General features: G+C 72.1%; 17 protein-coding genes, 2 tRNA genes, 1 pseudogene and 1 riboswitch. Of the genes and pseudogenes, 12 read left to right on the forward strand and 8 right to left on the reverse strand.

What is annotated here, in order from left to right:
* The 6 genes and pseudogenes from ACZ4E1_RS33915 to ACZ4E1_RS33940 form a co-directional block, all read left to right on the forward strand.
* Positions 1–243: pseudogene (locus ACZ4E1_RS33915) on the forward strand (DEAD/DEAH box helicase); the annotation flags it as partial.
* A 169-nt stretch (positions 244–412) separates the two neighbouring features.
* A complete protein-coding gene (locus ACZ4E1_RS33920) occupies positions 413–3,580 on the forward strand; it encodes an FG-GAP repeat domain-containing protein (protein WP_467546743.1) in 3,168 nt (1,055 codons plus the stop codon).
* Between the two features lie 61 nt (positions 3,581–3,641).
* Positions 3,642–5,171, forward strand: a complete 1,530-nt coding sequence (locus ACZ4E1_RS33925) for an amino acid permease (RefSeq protein ID WP_467546745.1) — start codon at positions 3,642–3,644, stop codon at positions 5,169–5,171.
* A gap of 89 nt (positions 5,172–5,260) precedes the next feature.
* Positions 5,261–5,333: transfer RNA gene (locus ACZ4E1_RS33930), tRNA-Lys, on the forward strand.
* 105 nt (positions 5,334–5,438) lie between these two features.
* Positions 5,439–6,110, forward strand: a complete 672-nt coding sequence (locus ACZ4E1_RS33935) for a hypothetical protein (protein ID WP_467546747.1) — start codon at positions 5,439–5,441, stop codon at positions 6,108–6,110.
* A 119-nt stretch (positions 6,111–6,229) separates the two neighbouring features.
* Positions 6,230–6,637 carry an SHOCT domain-containing protein gene (locus tag ACZ4E1_RS33940; RefSeq protein WP_467546749.1) on the forward strand — a complete coding sequence of 136 codons (408 nt, stop codon included), beginning with the start codon at positions 6,230–6,232 and terminating at the stop codon, positions 6,635–6,637.
* A 15-nt stretch (positions 6,638–6,652) separates the two neighbouring features.
* Here the strand turns inward: ACZ4E1_RS33940 and ACZ4E1_RS33945 are convergent, their stop codons facing one another.
* From ACZ4E1_RS33945 to ACZ4E1_RS33960, 4 genes are all read right to left on the reverse strand, one after another.
* The gene (locus tag ACZ4E1_RS33945; RefSeq protein ID WP_467546750.1) at positions 6,653–7,906 is read right to left on the reverse strand and encodes an MFS transporter; all 1,254 of its coding nucleotides are present in this window, start codon (positions 7,904–7,906) and stop codon (positions 6,653–6,655) included.
* A gap of 84 nt (positions 7,907–7,990) precedes the next feature.
* Complete coding sequence (locus ACZ4E1_RS33950) at positions 7,991–8,521, reverse strand: carboxymuconolactone decarboxylase family protein (RefSeq protein ID WP_467546752.1); 531 nt, start codon at positions 8,519–8,521, stop codon at positions 7,991–7,993.
* Between the two features lie 98 nt (positions 8,522–8,619).
* Positions 8,620–9,486: a hypothetical protein gene (locus tag ACZ4E1_RS33955; protein WP_467546754.1), complete on the reverse strand. Its 867-nt coding sequence runs from the start codon at positions 9,484–9,486 to the stop codon at positions 8,620–8,622.
* Positions 9,487–9,638: 152 nt separating this feature from the next.
* Positions 9,639–11,084: an MFS transporter gene (locus tag ACZ4E1_RS33960; RefSeq protein WP_467546756.1), complete on the reverse strand. Its 1,446-nt coding sequence runs from the start codon at positions 11,082–11,084 to the stop codon at positions 9,639–9,641.
* Between the two features lie 188 nt (positions 11,085–11,272).
* Here ACZ4E1_RS33960 and ACZ4E1_RS33965 point away from each other — a divergent pair, with 188 nt between their 5' ends.
* Entirely contained in the window at positions 11,273–11,911 is a 639-nt protein-coding gene (locus tag ACZ4E1_RS33965) for a TetR/AcrR family transcriptional regulator (RefSeq protein ID WP_467546758.1), read from the forward strand.
* On the opposite strand, the gene ACZ4E1_RS33970 is transcribed toward ACZ4E1_RS33965, so the two are convergent.
* The gene (locus ACZ4E1_RS33970; RefSeq protein ID WP_467546796.1) at positions 11,898–12,248 is read right to left on the reverse strand and encodes a helix-turn-helix transcriptional regulator; all 351 of its coding nucleotides are present in this window, start codon (positions 12,246–12,248) and stop codon (positions 11,898–11,900) included. The two genes, ACZ4E1_RS33965 and ACZ4E1_RS33970, sit on opposite strands and share 14 nt — an antisense overlap.
* A 280-nt stretch (positions 12,249–12,528) precedes the next feature.
* Between ACZ4E1_RS33970 and ACZ4E1_RS33975 the strand changes: the two genes are divergently transcribed.
* The 5 genes from ACZ4E1_RS33975 (at position 12,529) to ACZ4E1_RS33995 (ending at position 17,756) form a co-directional block, all read left to right on the forward strand.
* Entirely contained in the window at positions 12,529–13,755 is a 1,227-nt protein-coding gene (locus ACZ4E1_RS33975) for an alginate lyase family protein (protein WP_467546760.1), read from the forward strand.
* 66 nt (positions 13,756–13,821) lie between these two features.
* Positions 13,822–13,895: transfer RNA gene (locus tag ACZ4E1_RS33980), tRNA-Met, on the forward strand.
* Positions 13,896–14,076: 181 nt separating this feature from the next.
* Entirely contained in the window at positions 14,077–15,180 is a 1,104-nt protein-coding gene (locus ACZ4E1_RS33985) for a PP2C family protein-serine/threonine phosphatase (RefSeq protein WP_467546762.1), read from the forward strand.
* Between the two features lie 244 nt (positions 15,181–15,424).
* Positions 15,425–15,578: riboswitch (cyclic di-AMP (ydaO/yuaA leader) on the forward strand.
* Positions 15,579–15,589: 11 nt separating this feature from the next.
* Positions 15,590–16,654, forward strand: coding sequence for a M23 family metallopeptidase (locus ACZ4E1_RS33990; protein WP_467546764.1), 1,065 nt, complete (start codon positions 15,590–15,592; stop codon positions 16,652–16,654).
* A gap of 157 nt (positions 16,655–16,811) precedes the next feature.
* Entirely contained in the window at positions 16,812–17,756 is a 945-nt protein-coding gene (locus ACZ4E1_RS33995) for an aldo/keto reductase (protein WP_467546766.1), read from the forward strand.
* An 8-nt stretch (positions 17,757–17,764) separates the two neighbouring features.
* Here the strand turns inward: ACZ4E1_RS33995 and ACZ4E1_RS34000 are convergent, their stop codons facing one another.
* The 3 genes from ACZ4E1_RS34000 to lhgO all read right to left on the reverse strand — a co-directional run bounded on the left by ACZ4E1_RS34000 (position 17,765) and on the right by lhgO (position 21,225).
* Complete coding sequence (locus ACZ4E1_RS34000) at positions 17,765–19,063, reverse strand: PrsW family intramembrane metalloprotease (protein WP_467546768.1); 1,299 nt, start codon at positions 19,061–19,063, stop codon at positions 17,765–17,767.
* Between the two features lie 58 nt (positions 19,064–19,121).
* On the reverse strand, positions 19,122–19,955 hold the full coding sequence (trmB, locus tag ACZ4E1_RS34005; RefSeq protein WP_467546770.1) for a tRNA (guanosine(46)-N7)-methyltransferase TrmB: 834 nt from the start codon (positions 19,953–19,955) through the stop codon (positions 19,122–19,124).
* A 70-nt stretch (positions 19,956–20,025) separates the two neighbouring features.
* Positions 20,026–21,225 (reverse strand): L-2-hydroxyglutarate oxidase, encoded by a 1,200-nt coding sequence (gene lhgO / locus ACZ4E1_RS34010; RefSeq protein WP_467546772.1) that lies wholly within the window; start codon positions 21,223–21,225, stop codon positions 20,026–20,028.
* Positions 21,226–21,254: the final 29 nt, after the last annotated feature.

Raw genomic sequence — 21,254 nt, forward strand, 5'->3', positions numbered from 1 at the left:
GGTGGCCGTTCCTTCGAGCGCCGCGACGACCGTGGCGGCGACCGTGGCGGCTTCCGCCGCGACGACCGCCCGTCCGGTCACCGGGGCAGCGACCGTCCGTTCAACCGTGACCGCCGCGACGACCGCCCCGCCACGGGCCACCGCCCGTACGGCCGCCGTGACGACCACCGCGGCGCCGGCTCCGGCTCCGGTTCGTCCTTCGGCCGCCGCGACGACAAGCCGCGCTGGAAGCGCAACGGCTGACACTGAGTGAGACCCGCCATCGTGGCCCCCACCCGCACCAGGGTGGGGGCCACGGTGCGTTGGTGGCCGCGGCTATAAGATCGGGCAACTTCTGAGGAGGACGCGCGCGCCGGGGTGGGACTGGGCGCGTGCGACGACGATCACCTCCTCGCACCCTGGGGAGGGTTCTGTGACGCGTCATGTCCGTGTGGGCCGTGGTGGAGCGAGACGACTCGCGATCGCCGTCGCCGTTTCCGTCTCGGCCGTCGCCGCCGGCGGGTTCGGCCCGCTGACTCCGCATCAGGCCGTCGCGGCCGATGTCGTGGCTGACGTCCCGGAGGCGGTGGTGCCCGCGACGCAGCGCACCACTGATGTGGCGGCTTCGCTGTTCTGGGCCGAGCAGGCGAGGGCCGCGGATGGAGCGGGCGCCAAGGGTGTCTTCCACCGGCTGGAGAGTCCGACGAACCCGAGGGCCACCCAGGTCGTCTGGACGAGGTACGAGGATGGCCGGACCTTCCCCGTACCCGACGAGATGACCTCGGTCGCCGCCCGCGCGACCGGCAGCGACGCGCTGGCCCGGCTGGTCGGCGATTCCGACATCGAGCTGTGGGACGCCGTGGACCGGACGTCCAGCACGGTGCACGTCCCGGTGGGGCAGGCCTTCCTCTTCGTCTTCGGTTCCACCGTCGTCTCGTACACGAAGACCACCGCCGCCGACGGCACCACGGTCAACACCATGCACCTGCTGTCGGCGGACCGGGACGCGGCGGGCGGCACGCGGGACGTGACGGTCGGCGCGCTGCCCGAGGGCGGCGTCTTCGGGGCCCCGCTCGGGGTCGACGGAGGGTCCGCGTACTTCATGGGCACGGTGGACGGTTCGGCCCGGGTCATCGAGGCGGACGCGGGAACCGGCGAGGTCAAGGGCTGGTCGCGCGCGCTGCCCAGCGGCTACTCGATCGCCACGTTCTCGCCCGGCCGCATCGCGATGGTCAGCCGTTCCGCGCCGGAGGTCCTGGTGCTTGACCGGGCCGACCTCGGCGCGGCCCCGGAGTCGGTCCTCCTGGACAACGGCACGGTCCAACCGAGCTATGACCTCGCGCTGGTCGGTGACTGGCTTGTGTACCGGCCGATCTCCGGCGCCACGGCGAACACCGTGCGCGCGACCCCGATCGCCGGCGGCGCCCCGATCACGCTCGTCACCAAGATGAACCGGCCCGGCATCTCCGTCGCCCCCGGCGGCACCGCCGTCGTCATCGCCAAGCCGGACACCGAGCAGGCCGTGCAGCGCATCGCGCCCGACAGCACGGGCCGGCCGGTCGTGTCGACCGTCAAGCCGCTGCCGAGGCCGCCGGCCCGGATCCAGGGCATCGCGCTGAGCCAGGGGAGGCTGCTGGTCACGGACCGGGCGACGGGTCGGCGCGAGGACTATGCCCGCACGGTCGAGGGCCTGTCCGCGACGTCCGCGCCGCAGGTCGGGGAACGGTCGTCGTTCACGGACGGCGACGCTCTGATCGGTGACTCCTGCCCCGAGCAGGACCTGGGTTGCTCCGCGGTGCACGGGACGGACGACGGCCGGATCCTCTGGGTGGAGCGCGGCAGCAACGGTGACCACCTGGAGGCGAAGGGCCGCGCCACGTACGACTACTACGACATGACCGTGCCCGTGGGCAGCACGGTCACCGACGTGTCCGGGGGGTACGTGCTCTACACGGCGGGCGACAAGCAGTACGTCCGCCGCCTCGACGACTACGCCGGGCCGCAGGTGACCCGGGACGCGGGCGCCGCGGCGATCGGGGACGGCGTGCTGTGGACACCCGACGGCACGACCGGGAAGGTCGCCGCGTACGACCTGGCGGCCCGTAAGGCGGTGCCCGGCGTCGACACGGGCGCCGGCTGCGCCCCCGACGAGCTGCAGGCGCTGGGGCGTTGGCTGTACTGGAGCTGCGGACCGCAGGGCCCGGCGGGTGTGTACGACCGCACCAGCGGCCGCACGGTCCCGGTGCCCGAGGGCGAAGCCCTGCTCGGCGACGGGTATGTCGTCACGCACGACAAGAAGGCCGGCAAGCTCAGCCTGACCACCGTGGCGGACGGCACGCCCGCGACCCGGGTCGTCGGCGACCTGCCCGACACCGGTGTCTCGCAGCGTCATGTGCGCTGGACCGTCGACGAGACCGGCACGAACGCGGCCTACGTGGACGAGCAGGAGCGGGTACACATCGTGCCCTCCGGTCTGCCCGCCCGGCCGCTGTCCTTGTCGACGCCCCCGAAGAACGCCACCTGGTTGCCGGCCAGCGCCCGGGACGAGGTGGCGAGCGAGGTCACCACGATGGTCTTGTCCAAGCCCGCGAGCTGGACGTTCACCGTGCGTGCGAAGACGACCGGGGCGGTCGTCGACACGGTCCAGGGTGGCATCGCGCGCGGCAGGCTGACCGTCGACTGGCACGGCGTGGACCCGAAGCGGACCGGCGACGTGTTCCTCCCCAACGGTGAGTACACGTGGACGATGACCGCACGCCCCGTAGACGGTGTGGGTGAGCCCCTGGACGTTCGGGGCGGGTTCCGGCTGAGCGACGCGGGCGCGGTGCGCCGCGATCATGTGGGCGACAGCACCGTTCCCGACGGCCGTCCTGACCTGCTCACCCTTAACTCCAGCGGCCAGTTCACCTTCCAGCAGGGCACCGGAAAGGGCGGCTTCTCCGGCAAGGTGTCGGCCGGCGGCTGGTCCACCAAGGCGCTGGCCGTGCCGTTCGGTGACCTGAACAACGACCGGTGCAACGACGTCCTGGTGCGCATGACCGACGGTTCCCTGCGCGGTTACCAGCCCGAGTGCAGTCAGCCCCTCGAGACGACCGCCCCGTACAAGAAGCTCGGCACCGGCTGGAACGCGTACAACGTCCTCACCTCGCCCGGTGACCTCACCGGCGACGGCCGTGCCGACCTGCTCGGGCGGAAGGCGTCCACGGGGGACGTCTATGTCTGGGCGGCGAAGAGCGACGGCACGCTCGCCGCGGCCAAAAAGATCCGCTCCGCCTGGACCTACACCCACATCGTCGGCGCCGGTGACCTGAACGGGGACGGAGTCGGGGACGTGTTGGCGCGGGGCAAGGACGGCACGCTCTACCGGTACGACGGGAAGGGCGACGGCACGCTGAAGGACCGGGTCACCGTGTTCACCGACTGGGGCGGCTCGTACACGACGATCGTGGGGGCCGGTGACATCACGGGTGACGGGCGGAGCGACCTCGTGGTGCGGGACAAGAACGGGAACCTGTACCGCAACGACGGCAAGGGGAACGGGTCGTTCACCTCGCGGACGCAGATCGCGTCGGGCTGGGGCACCTACAAGGGCGTTTTCTAGCCTGCCGGTCGGTCCTTGATCGACCGCATGTCAGGCCCCCGGCGAGGGAATCGCTGGGGGCATGACAAGTGAAGCGAACGAAGAGATCGACCGGAAACCACCGCCGGGCCCCACGGGCCCGGCGGTGAGCGCCGGGTCGGACGAGGAGCGTCTCGCCCAGCTCGGCTACACCCAGGTGCTGGCCCGCCGGATGTCGGCCTTCTCCAACTACGCCGTCTCCTTCACCATCATCTCCGTCCTGTCCGGCTGTCTGACGCTGTATCTGTTCGGCATGAACACGGGCGGCCCCGTGCTCATCACCTGGGGCTGGGTCGGCGTCGGCCTGATGACGCTGTTCGTCGGGCTCGCGATGGCCGAGATCTGTTCGGCCTATCCGACCTCCGCCGGGCTGTACTTCTGGGCGCACCGGCTCGCCCCGGAGCGGTCGGCGGCGGCCTGGGCCTGGTTCACGGGCTGGTTCAACGTGCTGGGGCAGGTCGCCGTGACTGCCGGCATCGACTTCGGCGCCGCGTCCTTCCTCGGCGCGTACCTGAACCTGCAGTTCGGCTTCGAGGTGACGCCCGGCCGCACGATCCTCCTCTTCGCCGCGATCCTGCTGCTGCACGGCCTGCTGAACACCTTCGGCGTCCGCATCGTCGCGTTCCTCAACAGCGTCAGCGTGTGGTGGCACGTGTTCGGCGTCGTCGTCATCGTCGCCGCGCTCGCCCTCGTCCCCGACCACCACCAGTCGACGGCCTTCGTGTTCACCGAGTTCGTCGACAACACCGGCTGGGGCAGCAGCCTCTACGTCGTCCTGATCGGCCTGCTCATGGCCCAGTACACGTTCACCGGCTACGACGCCTCCGCCCACATGACGGAGGAGACCCACGACGCGTCCACGGCCGGACCGAAGGGCATCGTCCGCTCGATCTGGACGTCCTGGATCGCCGGCTTCGTGCTCCTGCTCGGCTTCACGTACGCGATCCAGTCGTACCAGGGCGCCTTGAAGTCGCCGACCGGTGCGCCGCCCGCGCAGATCCTCCTCGACGCGCTCGGCGCCACCACCGGCAAGCTGCTGCTCCTGGTCGTGATCGGCGCCCAGCTGTTCTGCGGCATGGCCTCGGTGACGGCCAACTCCCGCATGATCTACGCCTTCTCGCGCGACGGCGCCCTGCCCTTCTCCCGGGTCTGGCACACCGTCAGCCCGCGCACCCGCACCCCGGTCGCCGCCGTCTGGCTCGCGGCGGCGGGCGCCCTCGTCCTCGGCCTGCCGTACCTCATCAACGTCACGGCGTACGCGGCCGTGACCTCGATCGCCGTCATCGGCCTCTACATCGCGTACGTCGTCCCGACGCTGCTGCGGCTGCGCAAGGGCGAGGAGTTCGAGCGCGGCCCCTGGCACCTGGGCCGCTGGTCCCGCCCGATCGGCGTCGTCGCGGTCGCCTGGGTCGCCGTCATCACGGTCCTGTTCATGCTCCCTCAGGTCTCCCCGGTCACCTGGGAGACCTTCAACTACGCCCCGATCGCCGTCCTCGTCGTCCTCGGCTTCGCCGGGACGTGGTGGGGGGTGTCGGCGCGGCACTGGTTCCTGCGCGAGACGCCCCGCGAGTAGCCCCGGACACCCCGGGATGCCGATACCCGATCGGTGTCCCGGGCGGCTCGGGCTATGCTCGGGGTTGCGTCGGCCGGTGCCGGCGCGGTGGACCCTTAGCTCAATTGGCAGAGCAGTGGACTTTTAATCCATTGGTTGTGGGTTCGAGTCCCACAGGGTCTACGGAGAAAGCCCAGCTCAGACGGTTGTCTGGCTGGGCTTTCGGTTTGTCTGCCAGGCCCTTGCACGGCTCCGCTCCGACTCCGACCGAAGGGACCCTTCCTTCCGATGACCGCAGAGCCGGCCCGCCCCGGGTGCAGCGATCCTGAGACCTCGTCGACCACGAGCTTCGTGCCGTTCAAGCCGCCTCTCGTCAAAGCGGTGTTCCGGGACGTGACGCCGCTGCACGTGTCCCGGCCGGCCGCGCTGGCCGCCGCCGCGGTGACGCGGACCGTGCTGACGGGGATCGTCGACGGCGCGAGGCGGGCGGCGTCGGAGGAAGGGCGCGGGAAGCTGGTTCCTGGGGACTTTGTCGCGGCGATCGACCGGAACGTCGAGTTGGAGGTGGCGGGTGAGTGGTTCGGCCACAGCCCGACCTTCCGGGGCCTGAACGGTGTTCAGTACGACGCCGAGGGTGTCGTCGTGCCCGCTCCCCGGCGCGGGTCGCGCCGGTCCAGTGCCGTGGTCGGCGCCCACAGGTTCGAGGGCGGGGTCAGGAAGCTGCTGAGGAGTCGGGGGGTGAGGGCTGTCCCGGCGGTGGTTCGCGACCTGGACGCGACCGCGAGCGTGTTCCTGACGAACCTCGCCCGGGACGCGGCCGTGGTCGTCCGCGAGGGGGAAGGACGGACCGTGGGCGGCGACGACGTCCTGGCCGCCACCTCGATCCAACTGTTCGGCGACATCAGGCAGGAAGCCCTCACCGAAGCGCGCGCGGCGATACGGATCGCTTCCGCCGGCTGACCGGCAAGGTCCCGGATGCCGGGCAGGGCGCGACAAGCACCCCTCTCGAAATGCGCGGTACAAAAGCGCCGTGAATACTTCTGAGAACCATCCTGCCGCAGGGCGGAAGAGAGGCATTCATGGACGACTACCCGCTTCTGGATCTGTTCCTCACGATGCTGTTCTTCTTCCTCTGGATCATGTGGTTCTTCCTGCTCTTCCGGGTGATCATGGACATTTTCCGGGACGACGACCTGAGCGGCTGGGCCAAGACCGGCTGGCTCATCTTCTGCCTGGTTCTGCCGTTCCTCGGCGTGTTCGTCTACGTGATCGCCCGCGGCAAGGGCATGGGGCAGCGGGACGTGAAACAGGCGAAGGACCGGGAAGCAGCATTCCAGGACTACATTCGAAAGACGGCCGGCGAGGCGAATTCGGGTGCCGGTGGAACGGATGACATCGCCAGACTCTCGAAACTCGCCGAGCTGCACCGGTCCGGATCCCTGAGCGACGAGGAATTCGACAAGGCGAAGGCCAAACTGCTCGCCTGAGGTCGTGCCGGTGCCTCATGCCGCCTTGGTGAGAGTGGAGCGGTCCAGGCGGGCCGGGGCCGTGCTCGTCTCCGCGGTGTCGTGGCGCGGCCACAGGAGGAGGGCTCCGGCGGCGCCCGCTGCCCCGAGGGTTGCGAGGACGGCCCAGGCGAGGGGGAAGCCAGCCGTCGTGCCGAGCCAGCCGGCGATCGGGTAGGTGATCAGCCAGGCCAGGTGCGACAGGGAGAACTGGGCGGCGAAGATCTCGGGGATCCCGGCGCGGCCGGCGGAGGCGCGCAGGATCTGGCCGGTCGGGGTGATGATCAGCGCCATGCCGATGCCGGTCACGGCCCAGACGACCGCGGTGCCGGCCCAGGTGGTGAGGCCCGTCGTGACGAGGGTGACGGCGGCGGTGGTCGCGGCGACGAGGACGGCGGCGCCGGTGAGCATCACGGTGCGGGCGGCGACCCGGTCGAGGACACGGGGGAGGGCGAGGGCCGTCAGGAGCGTTCCGGTGCCGGAGGCGGCGAGCATCCAGGCGACGTCCGACGGGGAGCCGCCGAGCACGTCCCGTACGTAGTTGACGGTGTTGACGACGACGATCGAACCGGCGGCCGCGACCGTGAGGTTCAGCGCCATGACGCCGCGCAGCCGCGGGGTGGTGAGGAAGGTCCTGATGCCTGCCGCGGCCTTGTCCCAGGCCTTGGTGTGGGCGGAGGGGCGGGCGTCGGGGACGCGGGCCGACAGGACGAGCAGCGCGGAGACGAGGAACCCGGCGGACGTGCCGAGGAACAGCCGGTCGAAGCTCATGAAGGTCAGCGCGACGGCCGCGAGGACCGGGCTGAGCAGACTCTCCATGGTGGAGGCGACCTGGGAGGCGGACAGCGCCCGGGTGTAGGCGGACGCGTCGGTGACGATGTCGGGGATGACCGCCTGGAAGGTGGGGGTGAAGGCGGCGGAGCCGGCCTGGAGCAGGCCGATCAGGACGTAGACGTGCCAGACCTCGCTGACCAGCGGGAGCGCGAGGACGACCGCGCCGCGGAGCACGTCGAGGGCGACGAGGACGGCTCTTCGGGGGAGCCGGTCGATGTACGCGGCGGCCAGCGGGGCGATGACCACGTACATGACCATCTTGATGGTCAGGGCGGTGCCGAGGACCGTGCCGGCGCGCGGGCCCGCGAGGTCGTAGGCGAGCAGGCCGAGGGCCACCGTGGTGAGCCCGGTGCCGAAGAGGGCGATGACCTGGGCGCCGAAGAGGTGGCGGTAGTCGCGGATCGCGAACAGTCGCATGACGGGTTCCTTCCGTGCGCGTGCGGTGGGGCACGGCCCCGGGGCGGGGGCCGTGCCCCGCGGGTACAGACGGGGGTGTCGCGGTCAGGCATCGGCGTCACCTCCCGGGGTGAGGCCGGCGAGGAGGTTGAAGGCGCCGGTGAGGACGTTCAGGGCGACGACGCCGACGACATCGGCGATCGCGCGGTCGCTGTAGCCGTGCGCGCGCAGCGCGGTGACCTGGTCGTCGGTGATGGACGCCGGCTCGCGGTAGATCTGGAGGGCGAGGGCGACGATCGCCGCGATCGCGGGATCGGCCGAGGTGCCCGCGCGGGCCCGCTCGATCTCGTCCTCCTCCACGCCGAGCGCGCGGGCGGCGGCGATGTGGGCCTCCAGGCAGAGCCCGCAGCCCTGCTGCGCCTGTACGGCGACGGAGATCCGCTCGCTGATCCGGCGGTCGAGCTTGGCGCGGCCCATGGCCCGGCTGAGCTGGAGGTATCCGCCCAGGACGGCCGGTGAGTGGGCCATCGTGGAGACCATGTCGCCGATCTGCCCGTGCCGGGAGACCAGGTCCGCGAGGAGGTCGCGGGAGGCGCCGACGGCCGTCTCGGGCGTGAGCGTGCTGAGGCGGGGCATTGCGTGCGCTCCCTTCTGGAGAGTGCTCGGGCTTCTGGAGAGTGCTCGGGATTCCGGGACGGGTGAGGTAGGGGCGGGGGGTATGCGCGCCCGGCCCGTCAGTGGTGGGCGTGGGCGTCGTGGTGGCCGTGGTGCGCGTGGTGTCCGTGGTCGCCGTGCTCCGGCGCGGCGTCGGCGGTCTTCGGCGCCGTGCGCACGGTGAACTCGGCGGTCCGGACGACGCCCTCGTGCTGGAAGTCCAGGTACAGGCGGTACGTGCCGGCCGAGGGCGCGACGGCCATGAAGGAGATCTCCGGGCCCGGCGCGGTGACACCGTCGCCGGGCGCGCCCTCCGGGTGGACGTGGAGGTAGCCCAGGTCGCCGACACGCAGGGCGACGAGGTGCCCGTAGGCGGCCAGGTACGGCTCGAGGTCGGTGACGGGCCGGCCCTCGCGGCTGACGGTGAGGGTCAGCGCGCTCGCCTCACCGGCCCGGAGCGAGCCGTCGAGCGTGACCGCGTAGTCGCCGAGCCGCGCGATGCGGGTGGCCTCGGGGAGGGGCTGCGGGTCGTAGGCGCCGGCGACCGCGACGTCGGCGCCCAGCGTCAGGGTGCCGGTGTGGCCGGCCGGGTGGATGTCGGTGAAGAGCCTCCAGTCGCCCGGCGTCAGGGCCAGTTCGGTGGTCCAGACGCCCTTCTCGTCCCGCACCGGGTGCACGTGCTGGAACCCGGAGGTGTCCCGCCGTACGGCGATGAAGTGCAGCTCCTTCTCGTGCTCGGGCACGAACTCGGTCACGGCCCGCCCGTCGGGGCCGGTCACGCGGAAGGTGATCGTCTGCCGGCCGGCGCCGAGGATCGTCGCGTCGAGCTCCAGCGTGTAGCCGCTCTCGGAGACCGACAGGCCGCCGGCCTGGGCGCCGTGACCGGCGTGAGCGGAGTGGTCGGTGTGACCTGCGTGGCCGGTGTGAGCAGCGTGGTGGTTCGTCATGACGACTCCCTGGGCTCTGAGGGGCTCTGATCCGTCTTCTTCGGGCGCCGCCCGCTCGGGGCGACGATCAGAAACATATACCCCCTGGGGGTATCCAGGGAAGGGGATCCGGAGAAAACTTCAGCGACCGGGCCGGGCCGGGCCGGACCGGGTCAGGTTCGGGGCCGCGGCCGCAGGAAGAGCGCCGCGAGGACGACACCGAGCAGGACCAGGCCCGCGTTCACCGCGATGGCTGTCCTGACGCCGGTGTGGACCGCCGCGGCCGTGGTCGCTCCCGCCGTCGCCGCCGTGACCACCGCGGACATGACGGGGGTGCCGAGCGTGATGCCGACCTGCTGCGCCATGGAGGCGAGGCCGGTGGCCAGGCCCTGTTCGGCGTCGGGGAGCCCGCTCGTGGCGGTCACCATGAAGCCCACGATGACGAGCATGTTGCCGACGCCGCCGAAGAAGGTCGCGGGCAGCAGCAGGGCGAGCGAGGCGCCGGTCGACGTCCCGAGGAGGAGCAGGGCCGCGGTGAAGACCGTCTGGATCACCCCGCCCGCCACGAGGGCCGTGAGGGTCGAGGTCCGGGCGATCACGCGCGGGGCGAGCAGTCCGCCGGCCACCGTGCCGAGTCCCAGGACGCCGAACGTGACGCCGGCCGCGAGCGGTGAGAAGCCCAGGGTCTTCTGCAGGTACAGGGTGAGCAGGTAGACGAGGGACGTCTCGGTGACGAAGGCGAGCAGGCCGAGCACGTTGCCCCAGGCCACGGTGCGGCGGCCGAGCGTGCGCAGCGGTACGAGGGGTGCGGGGGACCGCCGCTCGATCAGGAAGAACGCGGCGAGCAGGAGCGCCCCCGCGCCGAGTCCGAGCAGGGCGTGCGGGTGGGTCCAGCCGCGTTCGCCGGCCTGGGTGAGTCCGTAGACGAGGCCGAGCAGTCCGAGGGTGACGGTGAGCGCGCCGGGCAGGTCGAGGCGCGGGCGCTCGGTGGGCCGGGACTCCTTGACGACGGCCGGGGCGATCACCACGACGGCGAGCGCGACGGGCACGTTCAGGAAGAACGCCCAGCGCCAGGAGAGGAGGTCGGTCAGGACGCCGCCGAGGATCGCGCCGGTGGTGAAGCCGGCCGACATGAGCGCGCCGTTGATGCCCAGCGCCTTCTGGCGCAGCGGGCCCTCCGCGAAGGAGGTCGTCAGGAGGGCGAGGCCGGCCGGTGTGGCGGCCGCCGTCGCCAGGCCCTGGGCGACCCGGGCGGCGAGCAGTACCTCCGGGCTGGTCGCGAGGCCGCCCGCGAGCGAGGCGGCGCCCAGCAGCGCGAGGCTGCCGACGAAGATCCTCTTCCGGCCGATCAGGTCGCCGATCCGGCCGAAGAAGAGGGTGAAGCCGGCCGCCGAGAGGGCGAAGGCCGTGGCGATCCACTGCAGGTCGGAGAGGGCGAAGCCGAGGCTGTCGCCGATCGCGGGCAGCGCGACGTTCAGGATCGAGAAGTCGACGGCCAGCATGAACTGGGCGACCAGGAGGACGGCGAGGACCAGCTTCAGCCGGCCGGGCAGTCGCTCCGCCGGGGGTGCGGCCTGTGTTCCGTGCTGCCGCGCGTCGGTGGGTGCGGTGGTGGACATGGGCGTACGGCCCCTTCCGTGAACGTGAACTGAACGCCGAGGCGTAATGGGTCTGTGGTTCCGTTACGCCGGAACGTAGCACGCCCCGAGCTGGTAAGGGAACTATGGTTCCGATAAGCTGAGGTTCTGCGAGGGTGTCGGACGCGAGACGGGCACCCCGCGCCCACGACGCACGAAGGAGAGCCCCCATGCCCGGCAGCGCCGCAGCCCCCGGCACCCAGCGCCCCGGCGGACGCACCGCCCGGGTCCGCGAGGCCGTGCTCCAGGCGGCGGGCGACACCCTCGCCGCCGACGGTTTCGACGCCCTGGACCTCGGCGAGATCGCCCGCACCGCCGGCGTCGGCAAGACGACCGTCTACCGGCGCTGGGGCAGCCCCGGCGCCCTCGCCGCCGACCTCCTCGCGGACATGGCGGAGCAGTCACTGCCCCGCGCCGACACCGGCACCCTGGAGGGCGATCTCCGGGCCAACGCCCGCCTGGTCGTGGCGACCCTCACCGATCCCCGCCAGGGCCGCCTGTTCAAGGCCCTGATCGCGGCGTCCCTGTGCAACGACCAGGCCGCCGAGGCCCTGCACCGCTTCTACGCCGTGCGGATCGAGGAGTGGGCCGGCTGCGTCACCGACGCCGTCACCCGCGGGGAGATCCCGGCCGGGACGGACCCGGACGCGGTCGTCGCCGCCGTCTCCGCCCCGCTCTACTACGCCCTGCTCAACACCGGCCGCCCGCTGACGGAAGCGGAGGCCGCCCGCGCCGCCCGCGCCGTCGCCGAGGCGGCCCGCGCCGGAGTCTGGGCCCCGGCCGGCGCCGGAGACGTCACGGATTCCTGAGCGGACGCGAGTGGATCTTGGACATGCACGCCGGAAGCGCGGCGTCCGCCCCGTGCTCCCGCGCCCGGTACGCACTCGGACTCTCCCCGACGAGCTCCGTGAACCGCGTGCTGAACGTGCCGAGCGACGTGCACCCGACCGCGAAGCACACGTCGGTCACCGACAGATCGCCGCGCCGCAGCAGCGCCTTCGCCCGCTCGATCCGCCGGGTCATCAGATAGCTGTACGGCGTCTCGCCGAACGCGGCACGGAAGCTGCGGGAGAAGTGCCCCGCGGACATCAGGGCGTCCTGCGCCAGAGCCGCCACGTCGAGCGGCTCGGCGTAGTCACGGTCCATGCGGTCGCGGGCCCGCCGCAGCCGTACGAGGTCGTCCAGATCCGGGCGCTTCACACGGCCATTTTCCCACCGGAGCCCCATGGACGGGCGCGTTCCGCACGAGGGCGCCCGGCACCGGGCCGTCGGCCGTTCCCCGAACCTCGCCCCGGCCCCTGACACCGCCTCAGGAAGTCCCGCTTGGGGGAATCTTGACCCGCCGTGCGCTCCCGACCGGCCCAACAGATCCTGCGCCGCACGCCCTCGCGGGTCACGCTTCGAGTGACCGAACCGGAGGTGTTGCATGGCAGCGGGCACGCGGGCACGAGCCGTTCTCCTGGGACTGCTGATCCCCGCCCTGATGGCCGGCGCCACGGCATGCGGCGGCGTGGCCGCCACCCGTGCGCAGATCGCCGACCGTCCCGAGAGACGTCCCCCCGGCCAGACCTTCGCCCACCCCGGGGTCCTGGTCGGCAAGGGCCAGCTGACGGCGGCACGGCAGCACGTCGAGCACCGCCAGGAGCCGTGGCTGTCCGCCTACCGGCAGATGAGCCGCAGCAAGTACGCGAACCTCGCCTACGAGGCGAAGCCGTACGCGGTGGTGGAGTGCCCGCCCGACACGCGCCCCGGGCAGGGCTGCGTGGAGGAGCGCGAGGACGCCATCGCCGCGTACACCCAGGCCCTGCTCTGGAACATCACGGGTCGCAAGGCGCACGCCGAGAAGGCCGTGCAGATCATGGACGCCTGGTCGGACAAGGTGAAGAAGCACACGGAGGGCAACGCCGGACTCCAGACCGCCTGGGCCGCGACCTCCTGGGCCAAGGCCGCCGAGCTCATGCAGTACACGTACGACGGCTGGCCGGACGGGCAGGAGCTCAAGTTCCAGCGGATGCTGCGGGACGTGTACCTGCCGGTCGTGCGGGGCGGGTCCGCCGACTTCAACGGCAACTGGGACCTGGTCATGGCCGACGCCACGATGAGCATGGCCGTGTACCTGAACGACAAGCCGTCCTTCGATCAGGCGGTGCACCACTTCCGCACCCGCGTCCCCGCCTACTTCTACCTGTCCTCCGACGGGAAGCTGCCGGTCAAGCCCGAGGGCAGCGACATCGACACCCCGGAGAAGATCCACACGTACTGGTTCGGCCAGACCACGTTCAAGGACGGGCTCGCCCAGGAGACCTGCCGCAACTTCAAGCACGCCAGCTACTCGCTGGCCGCCACCTCGCAGATGGCCGAGACCGCCTGGCACCAGGGCCTCGACCTCTACGGGGAGGTGAAGGACCGCCTCGCCGCCGCGCTGGAGTTCCACTCCAGGTACCAGCTGGGCGCGCGTGCCCCCGCCTGGCTGTGCGGCGGGAAGGTGCAGCGGGACATGGGCCCGGACACCGAGGTGGGCCTCGCGCACCTGCGGGGGCGGCTGAGGATGGACCTGCCGCAGACCACCCGGCTCACCCGGGAGGAACGGCCCGAGGGCACCGACGACCTGTTCGTCGCCTGGGAGACCCTCACGCACGCCCGGGCCGCCTGACCAGGAGGCCTCCCGGCAACCGATTCGCGTTCACCTCCACTGATGGCGTACTGTTGCATTCAACGGCGCGGGGTGGAGCAGCTCGGTAGCTCGCTGGGCTCATAACCCAGAGGTCGCAGGTTCAAATCCTGTCCCCGCTACTGATGGAGCGAGGCCTGAATCTTTCGAGATTCCGGCCTCGCTCTTTTTTGTTCGCCGCAATCCCGCTGTCTCCGTGCACCCGGACGGCCCAGCACTGCTCGCCGCCGCGGCCCGCCCCGGGAAACCTTGGGGAGACGCCGGACACTCGGGCGCGCAGGCGCGGCGGCAGGAGACGAAGCGGTGGGGCAGCGACGCGGGCGGCACGCACACGCACCGGGCAACCGTGGCCTGCGCACCGTCCTGCGTCTCCTGCCCGCGCTCCTCGTCATCGGCGGCGCGGCCTACGAGTACAGCACCCCGGCGGGCTTCGCCGGTTCCCCCCTGTTCAGTGCCGCGCCGCTGGTGGCAGCCCCGTTCTTCTCGATGCGCGCCACGATCCTGGCCGGTGTCGCCTCGATCGCGGCGATCGTCGCCGTCCATCTGCGTTTCACGAACGACTTCGGCGCCGACGTCGTGACCGAGATGGTCACGGTGGCCACCGTCTGCCTGCTCGCCTGCTTCATCAACCGGATCGTGCGGCACAGCAGCGAACAGCTCGCCTCCGCCCGGCACATCGCCGAGGCGGCCCAGCGCGCCGTCCTGCCCGCCCCGCCCGGCCGGACCGGCGGCCTGGACGTCGCCGTGCGCTACGAGGCCGCGCAGGCGGGCGCGTTCATCGGCGGCGACCTCTACGCGGTGCAGGACACCCCGCACGGGGTGCGCGTCGTCGTCGGCGACGTACGGGGCAAGGGCATGGGCGCGGTGTCGGCGGTGGCCGTCGTCATCGGCGCGTTCCGCGAGGCCGCCGAGCAGGAGGGCAGCCTGGAGAACGTGGCCCGGCGCCTGGAGCGGGCCCTGGCCCGCGAGGGAACCCGGCGCAGCGGCGTCGACGACTTCGAAGGGTTCACGACGGCGGTGCTCGCCGAGTTCCCGTACGGCTCCGACCTGGTGCGGGTGCTCAACCGCGGGCACCCCGAGCCGCTCCTGCTGCACGGTGACGGCACGCTGCGGACGCTCGGTCCGGGGGAGGCCGCGCTGCCGCTCGGCCTGAGCGCGCTGGGCACCTGGCCTGACCGGGCCACCGAGGAGGCGTTCCCCGCCGGCGCCACGCTGTTGCTCTACACGGACGGCCTCTCCGAGGCGCGCGACGCGCACGGCGTCTTCTACGACCCGGCGGCCCGGCTGTCGGGGCGGAAGTTCGACGGGCCCGAGGAACTGCTCGCGGAGGTCGCCGAGGAGGTCCGCGAGCACACCGGAGGGGGCGCGCGGGACGACATGGCGCTGCTCGCCGTGCGCCGTCCTTGATCGACATCACGGGGGGTGATCGAACGGCACCCCTGCGCATAACAATTGATACAGCGTCAGAAACTCGTGGCGGATCCGTGTCCTCCGACGGGGGGTCAACTCGCCCGATTCCGCCCGCTCGTGCCCTGATAAGTCCAGGCCAAAGACGTGAACGATCAGTGGGAACGGCTTGGAAATCGTGTCGGCTGTCTATTAACGTTCGATAACGCAGCGCGGTCGTCCCAGCCGTCACAAGAGTCGGCTCCGCGCGCACGCGCTTAATCCCGCAAGGGAGCCGGGGAACCACCAACTTGGGGTGAATCGGACTGTAGCGACGCATGTGCGTACGTCTACGCCCGTAGGAGACCTTCCTGCTCCGAACCCGTCAGCTAACCCGGTAGGCGAGAAGGAAGGAAAGGAGAGCGCCCCCGTGGCGTCGAACCGTCCTGCCCCCGAGTTCTCCTACGGCTCCGCCGAAGCGTCTGACGACTTCGGCGTCGAGCGAGAGAACTGGGAGGAGTGGAACCCCACCGAGGAGTCCGTCCGACCCGTCCGCGGACGTCACCGCGTGGCCCGTCAGCGGGGTGGACTCGCGCGCAGCTCCACGGTTCTCGGCGTCGGCGTGATCGCCGCCGTCGGCGCCGGCGGCATCGCCACCGCGCAGGGCGGCAAGCCCGCCGTCTCGCTCTCCATGCCCGACCTGTCCGCGGTCAAGGACTCGCTGCCCGAGGCCAAGTCGCTGCCGGGCGTGGGCGCGCTCATATCGGGCTCGGACGACTCCGCCGACTCCGCGTCCGACTCCTCGCCGGCCGCCCAGGCCGCCCCGCTCACCACGGTGACCGACGGCGCGCAGGGACAGTCCGACGCGGGCGAGGCGCTGCGGGCCCGCATCATGGCCCAGGCCGAGACGCAGCAGTCCGCCGCCGAGGAGGCCGAGCGCAAGGCGGCCGAGGAGGCCGCCGCGCAGAAGGCCGCCGAGGAGGCCGCCGAGCAGCAGAAGGCCGCCGAGGCCAAGGCCGCCGCCGAGAAGAAGGCGGCCGAGGAGGAGGCCAAGCGCAAGGCCGAGGCCGAGCGCCTCGCCAAGCTGGCCAAGAGCTACAAGCTCCCCGTCGCCTCGTACACGATCACCGGCACCTTCGGGCAGCCCGGCTCCATGTGGTCCTCCGGCTACCACACGGGCCTCGACTTCGCGGCCTCCACCGGTACGCCGATCTACGCGATCCACTCCGGCACCGTCACCGAGGCGGGCTGGGCCGGCGCCTACGGGTACCGCACCGTCCTCACCCTCGACGACGGCACCGAGCTGTGGTTCTGCCACCAGTCCTCGATGAACGTCAGCGTCGGCCAGAAGGTCAGCACCGGCGATGTCATCGGCCGCGTCGGCGCGACGGGCAACGTGACGGGCGCCCACCTCCACCTCGAGGTCCACCCCGACGGCCAGGCCACCGGCATCGACCCGGCCGCCTGGCTGCGCGACAAGGGCCTCGGTCTCTGACCTTCCCGAAGCCCCGGCGGTCCTGGCGGCAACCCCCCGACGCCAGGGCTGCCGGTTTCGCATGTCCGCGCGCACCGGCCCGAAGACGGCCCGTCAGGTCCGGACGGACTCGGGCCCGGTCGGAATACCGGATTCTGCGCGGGCGTTGAGAGCGTTCATGACTTCTCTGCGCTCTCTCGGCTCCTCGGACCTCGAGGTCTTCCCCCTCGCCCTCGGTGGCAACGTCTTCGGCTGGACGGCGGACGAGGCCGCCTCCTTCGCGGTGCTCGACGCCTACACCGCGGCCGGCGGCAACTTCATCGACACCGCCGACTCCTACTCGGCATGGGTGGAGGGCAACGAGGGCGGCGAGTCCGAGACCCTGATCGGCCGCTGGCTGGCCGCGCGGGGCCGGCGCGACGACGTCGTCATCGCCACCAAGGTGAGCCAGCACCCGCGATTCCAGGGCCTGTCCGCGGACAACATCAAGGCCGCCGCCGACGCCTCCCTGCAGCGCCTGGGCACCGATCACATCGACCTGTACTACACGCACTTCGACCAGCCCGACGTGCCCGTCGAGGAGATCATCGGCGCGCTCGACGAACTGGTGCGGGCGGGCAAGGTCCGCTACATCGCGGCGTCCAACATCAGCGCGGCCCGCCTCCAGGAGTCCCTGGACGTCTCCGACCGCGAGGGCCTGGCCCGCTACGTCGCCCTCCAGCCGCACTACAACCTGGTCTCGCGCGACACGTACGAGGGCGAACTGGAGCAGGTCGCCTCCCGCGCGGGCCTCGGCGCCGTCCCCTACTACGCGCTCGCCTCCGGCTTCCTCACCGGCAAGTACCGCCCCGGCGTGAGCGTCGACAGCGCGCGGGCGCAGGGCGCGGCCCGGCACCTGGAGACCCCGCGCGGGCAGGCCGTCCTCACCGCCCTCGACGAGATCGCCAAGGAGCGCGACGCCGAGATCGCGACCGTCGCCCTGGCCTGGCTCGCCGCGCGGCCCACCGTGACCGCCCCGATCGCCTCGGCGCGCACCGTGGAGCAGCTCCCGGCGCTGCTCGCCGTCGCCGACCTCGACCTCACCGAGTCCGAGCTCCAGCGCCTCTCCCGCGCCTCCGCCTGACAGCCGCTCTAGTACCGGTACGGGTTGTAAGGAGGCCCCTGCGCCGGCGGCCCCGCGTACACCGGCCACACGGGGACGACGGCGCGGGCCGCGTACGCGAGGGCGGCCCGTGCGTAGCCCTGCCGCTGCCACAGCGCGTCGAGCAGTTCCCGCTCCCGTACGACGAAGTCGGAGCCGGCCCGGCCGCGGGCGCCGCGCCGGCGCAGCAGGGCGAGCGAGGTCGCGTACTCCTCGTACTCGGTGACCGCCCTCAGCGCCTCCTTGCCGCCGAAGTGCGCCGCGTACTCGCGGGCCAGGCGGCGCGCCTTGAGCGAGCCGAGCGCGAAGGGTTCGGGCAGGGCCAGCCAGCCCGCGGCCACGTAGGCGGGCAGTTCCTCGCGGACGGCGCGCAGTTCGCGCTGGCGCAGGAACACGGCGAGCCAGGTGACCAGGCCGAACACCGGCACCATGAACGTGGCGTAGACGGCGAAGAAGCCGTACTCGCCGAAGTTCGACGAGCCGTTCCAGAAGGCGTGCATGCCCATCGCGGTGAGCAGTCCGGCCAGCGGCAGCAGCACGCGGCGGACCTGGCCGCGGTCGGGGGCGGTGACGGCGGCGATGCCGAAGCCGATGCCGGTCAGCACCGTGAACAGCGGATGCGCGAACGGCGACATGATGACGCGGACGAAGAACGTCGCGGCGGTCACCGAGCTGAGGCCGGGGCCCGTGCCGCTGATCTGGTCGGTGCCGAACGCGTTGCCCAGATAGAGGATGTTCTCCGTGAAGGCGAAGCCGGTCGCGGTGACCCCGGCGATGACGATGCCGTCGACGACCCCGGCGAAGTCCCGTCTGCGGAACAGGAAGACGAGCAGGACCGCCGCCGCCTTCGCCGACTCCTCGACGACGGGGGCTATGACGGTGGCTCCGAGGGTGTCGGCGCTGGTCGGGTCGGCGGTCGCGGTCGCTATCCAGCGGGTCGCGAAACTGTTCGCCACGATCGCGATGAGGGCCGCCGCGCAGGCACCCCACGCGAACGCGAACACGGTGTTCCGCCAGGGGCCCGGCCGGACCCGGTCCAGCCAGCGGAACGCGGATATCAGCAGCGGCACGGGCAGCACGGCCAGGCCGAGGCCGACGAGGAAGCCCTCCGTGCCGGTCTGCTCCCGCACCAGCGCCAGGATCACCGCACCGGACAGCGCGAGCAGCGCGGCGAGAGCCGTGGCCTGCACGCCCTTCCGTTCCCACCAGCGCGGATGCGGGACCGCGCCGCTCGGCGGGGTGCCGAGGGCGTGGTCCTGATGCGGTGGATAGGTGGGGTACGGGGCCACGGATTGACCCTAACGAGGGATGCGGGTCGCCGCGACGGGGCCCGTGCTCCCCGCGGGCTCAGCGGCGCGTGAACAGCAGGTCGTGCACCACGTGGCTCTTGTCCAGGCCCTTGCCCTCGAACCGGGTCAGGGGGCGGAACTCGGGGCGCGGGGCGTAGCCGCCGTCCGCAATCGTGTTCACGTAGTCCGGGTGCGCGGTGAGGACCTCGAGCATCTGCTCCGCGTAGTCCTCCCAGTCCGTCGCGCAGTGCACGAGCGCGCCGGGCTTCAGCGGGCCGGCGACCAGCGACAGGAACTCGGGCTGGATCAGGCGGCGCTTGTTGTGCCGCTTCTTCGGCCACGGGTCCGGGAAGTAGACGCGCAGGCCGTCCAGGCAGTCGTCCGGCAGCATCGAGCGCAGCAGGATGATCGCGTCACCGTTGGCGACCCGGATGTTCGTCAGTCCGTTGCGGTCCGCCAGGTTGAGCAGGTTGCCCTGGCCCGGGGTGTGCACGTCGACGGCGAGGATCCCGGTGGTGGGGTCCTCCGCGGCCATCTGCGCGGTGGCCTCCCCCATCCCGAAGCCGATCTCCAGCACGATCCGCTCGACCCCGGGGAACATCCCCGGCAGATCCAGCACCCGCTGCCCGTCGATGTCGAGCCCCCACTTGGGCCACAGCCGCTCCAGCGCGTCCGCCTGCGCGGTGGTGACCCGGCTGCGGCGCGGCTGGAAACTCCGGATCCGCCGCTCGAAGTGCGACCCGGCGGGATCGGGCCGCGGCCCGTCCGGGAACCGGGGCTCGTTGGGCCGGGCCGCGGCGGCAGCGGCCCGAGCGGCGTCCTCGTACGGGGCGGACGGTGCGGCGGGCGCGGACGGTGCGGCGGCGCTGGGGATCTCAGGTGACTCAGACACAATGCCCACGATTTTACGTACCCGGCGAAGCGGCAGCGCGGGCCGCGGCGCCGGGGCTACGGCGCCGGGGCTACAGCGAAGCCAGCACCCGGCGGGCGATCTCGCGGCCGATGGGGAGGGACGCCGTCGCCGCCGGCGACGGCGCGTTCAGGACGTGCACCGTGCGGGCTCCCTCGCGGATGAGGAAGTCGTCGACCAGCGTCCCGTCACGGAGCACGGCCTGGGCCCGCACACCGGCCGGCGCCGCCACCAGATCCCCCGACTCCACGGCCGGCACGAGCCGGCGCACGGCCCGCGTGAACGCCCCCTTCGACACGGACCGCACGATCTCGCCCGCCCCGTACCGCCAGTGCCGCCGCGCTATGTGCCACGACCCGGGCCAGCCGAGCGTCCCGGCCAGCTCACGGGGCCGCACGACCCCCCACCCGTACCCCTCGCGGGCCAGCGCCGGCACCGCGTTCGGCCCCACGTGGACGCCGCCGTCGATGCCCCGCGTCAGATGCACCCCGAGGAACGGGAACGCCGGATCCGGCACCGGATAGACAAGGCCGCGCACCAGCTCGGGCCGTGCCAGCTCGAAGTACTCCCCCCGGAAGGGCACGATCCGCATCCCCGGGTCGTCCCCGGCGAGCCGCGCCACCTCGTCGCACCGCAGCCCTGCGCAGTTCACCATCACCCGCGCCCGCACCACGTCCCCCGCGCGCGTGCGCACCGCGACCCCGAGATCGGGCCGCCGGTCGATCTGCACGACCTCCGCCCCGTACCGGATCTCCGCCCCGGACACCTCCGCGAACCGCTCCGCGACCGCGCGGTAGTCCGCGATGCCCGTCGTCCCCACATGGATCGCGGCGAGCCCCCGCACCTCGGGCTCGTACTCCTGGATCTGGGCGGGGCCCAGCTCCCGCACCGAGATCCCGTTCTCCCTGCCGCGCTGGACCAGCGCGTGCAGGCGCGGCAGCTCGTCCCGGTCCGTGGCGACGATCAGCTTCCCGGTGACCTCGTGCGGGATCCCGTACTCCGCGCAGAACTTGACCATCTCGGCCGCCCCGCGCACCGCGTACCGCGCCTTCAGCGAGTCCGGCCGGTAGTAGATCCCGCTGTGGATCACCCCGCTGTTACGCCCCGTCTGGTGCCGGGCCGGGCCCGGCTCCTTCTCCAGGACGACGACCCGCGTGCCCGGCGCGGCCCGCGAGACGGCATAGGCGGTGGACAGACCGACGATCCCCCCGCCGACCACCAACACATCCCCGTCGAACGCAGCCGTCCCCACCAGGCCTCACCTCCACGCCCTGCATCTTG

Source organism: Streptomyces sp. NPDC025806 (genome assembly GCF_055558275.1).

Excerpts from the sequence above, each read along its gene's own strand:
- ACZ4E1_RS33955 (WP_467546754.1), bottom strand. The coding sequence starts at position 9,486 with ATGACGAACCACCACGCTGCTCACACCGGCCACGCAGGTCACACCGAC.
- ACZ4E1_RS33935 (WP_467546747.1), top strand. The coding sequence starts at position 5,439 with ATGACCGCAGAGCCGGCCCGCCCCGGGTGCAGCGATCCTGAGACCTCG.
- ACZ4E1_RS33995 (WP_467546766.1), top strand. The coding sequence starts at position 16,812 with ATGACTTCTCTGCGCTCTCTCGGCTCCTCGGACCTCGAGGTCTTCCCC.
- ACZ4E1_RS33975 (WP_467546760.1), top strand. The coding sequence starts at position 12,529 with ATGGCAGCGGGCACGCGGGCACGAGCCGTTCTCCTGGGACTGCTGATC.
- ACZ4E1_RS33965 (WP_467546758.1), top strand. The coding sequence starts at position 11,273 with ATGCCCGGCAGCGCCGCAGCCCCCGGCACCCAGCGCCCCGGCGGACGC.
- ACZ4E1_RS33925 (WP_467546745.1), top strand. The coding sequence starts at position 3,642 with ATGACAAGTGAAGCGAACGAAGAGATCGACCGGAAACCACCGCCGGGC.
- ACZ4E1_RS33950 (WP_467546752.1), bottom strand. The coding sequence starts at position 8,521 with ATGCCCCGCCTCAGCACGCTCACGCCCGAGACGGCCGTCGGCGCCTCC.
- ACZ4E1_RS33940 (WP_467546749.1), top strand. The coding sequence starts at position 6,230 with ATGGACGACTACCCGCTTCTGGATCTGTTCCTCACGATGCTGTTCTTC.
- ACZ4E1_RS33970 (WP_467546796.1), bottom strand. The coding sequence starts at position 12,248 with ATGGACCGTGACTACGCCGAGCCGCTCGACGTGGCGGCTCTGGCGCAG.
- ACZ4E1_RS33960 (WP_467546756.1), bottom strand. The coding sequence starts at position 11,084 with ATGTCCACCACCGCACCCACCGACGCGCGGCAGCACGGAACACAGGCC.
- ACZ4E1_RS33945 (WP_467546750.1), bottom strand. The coding sequence starts at position 7,906 with ATGCGACTGTTCGCGATCCGCGACTACCGCCACCTCTTCGGCGCCCAG.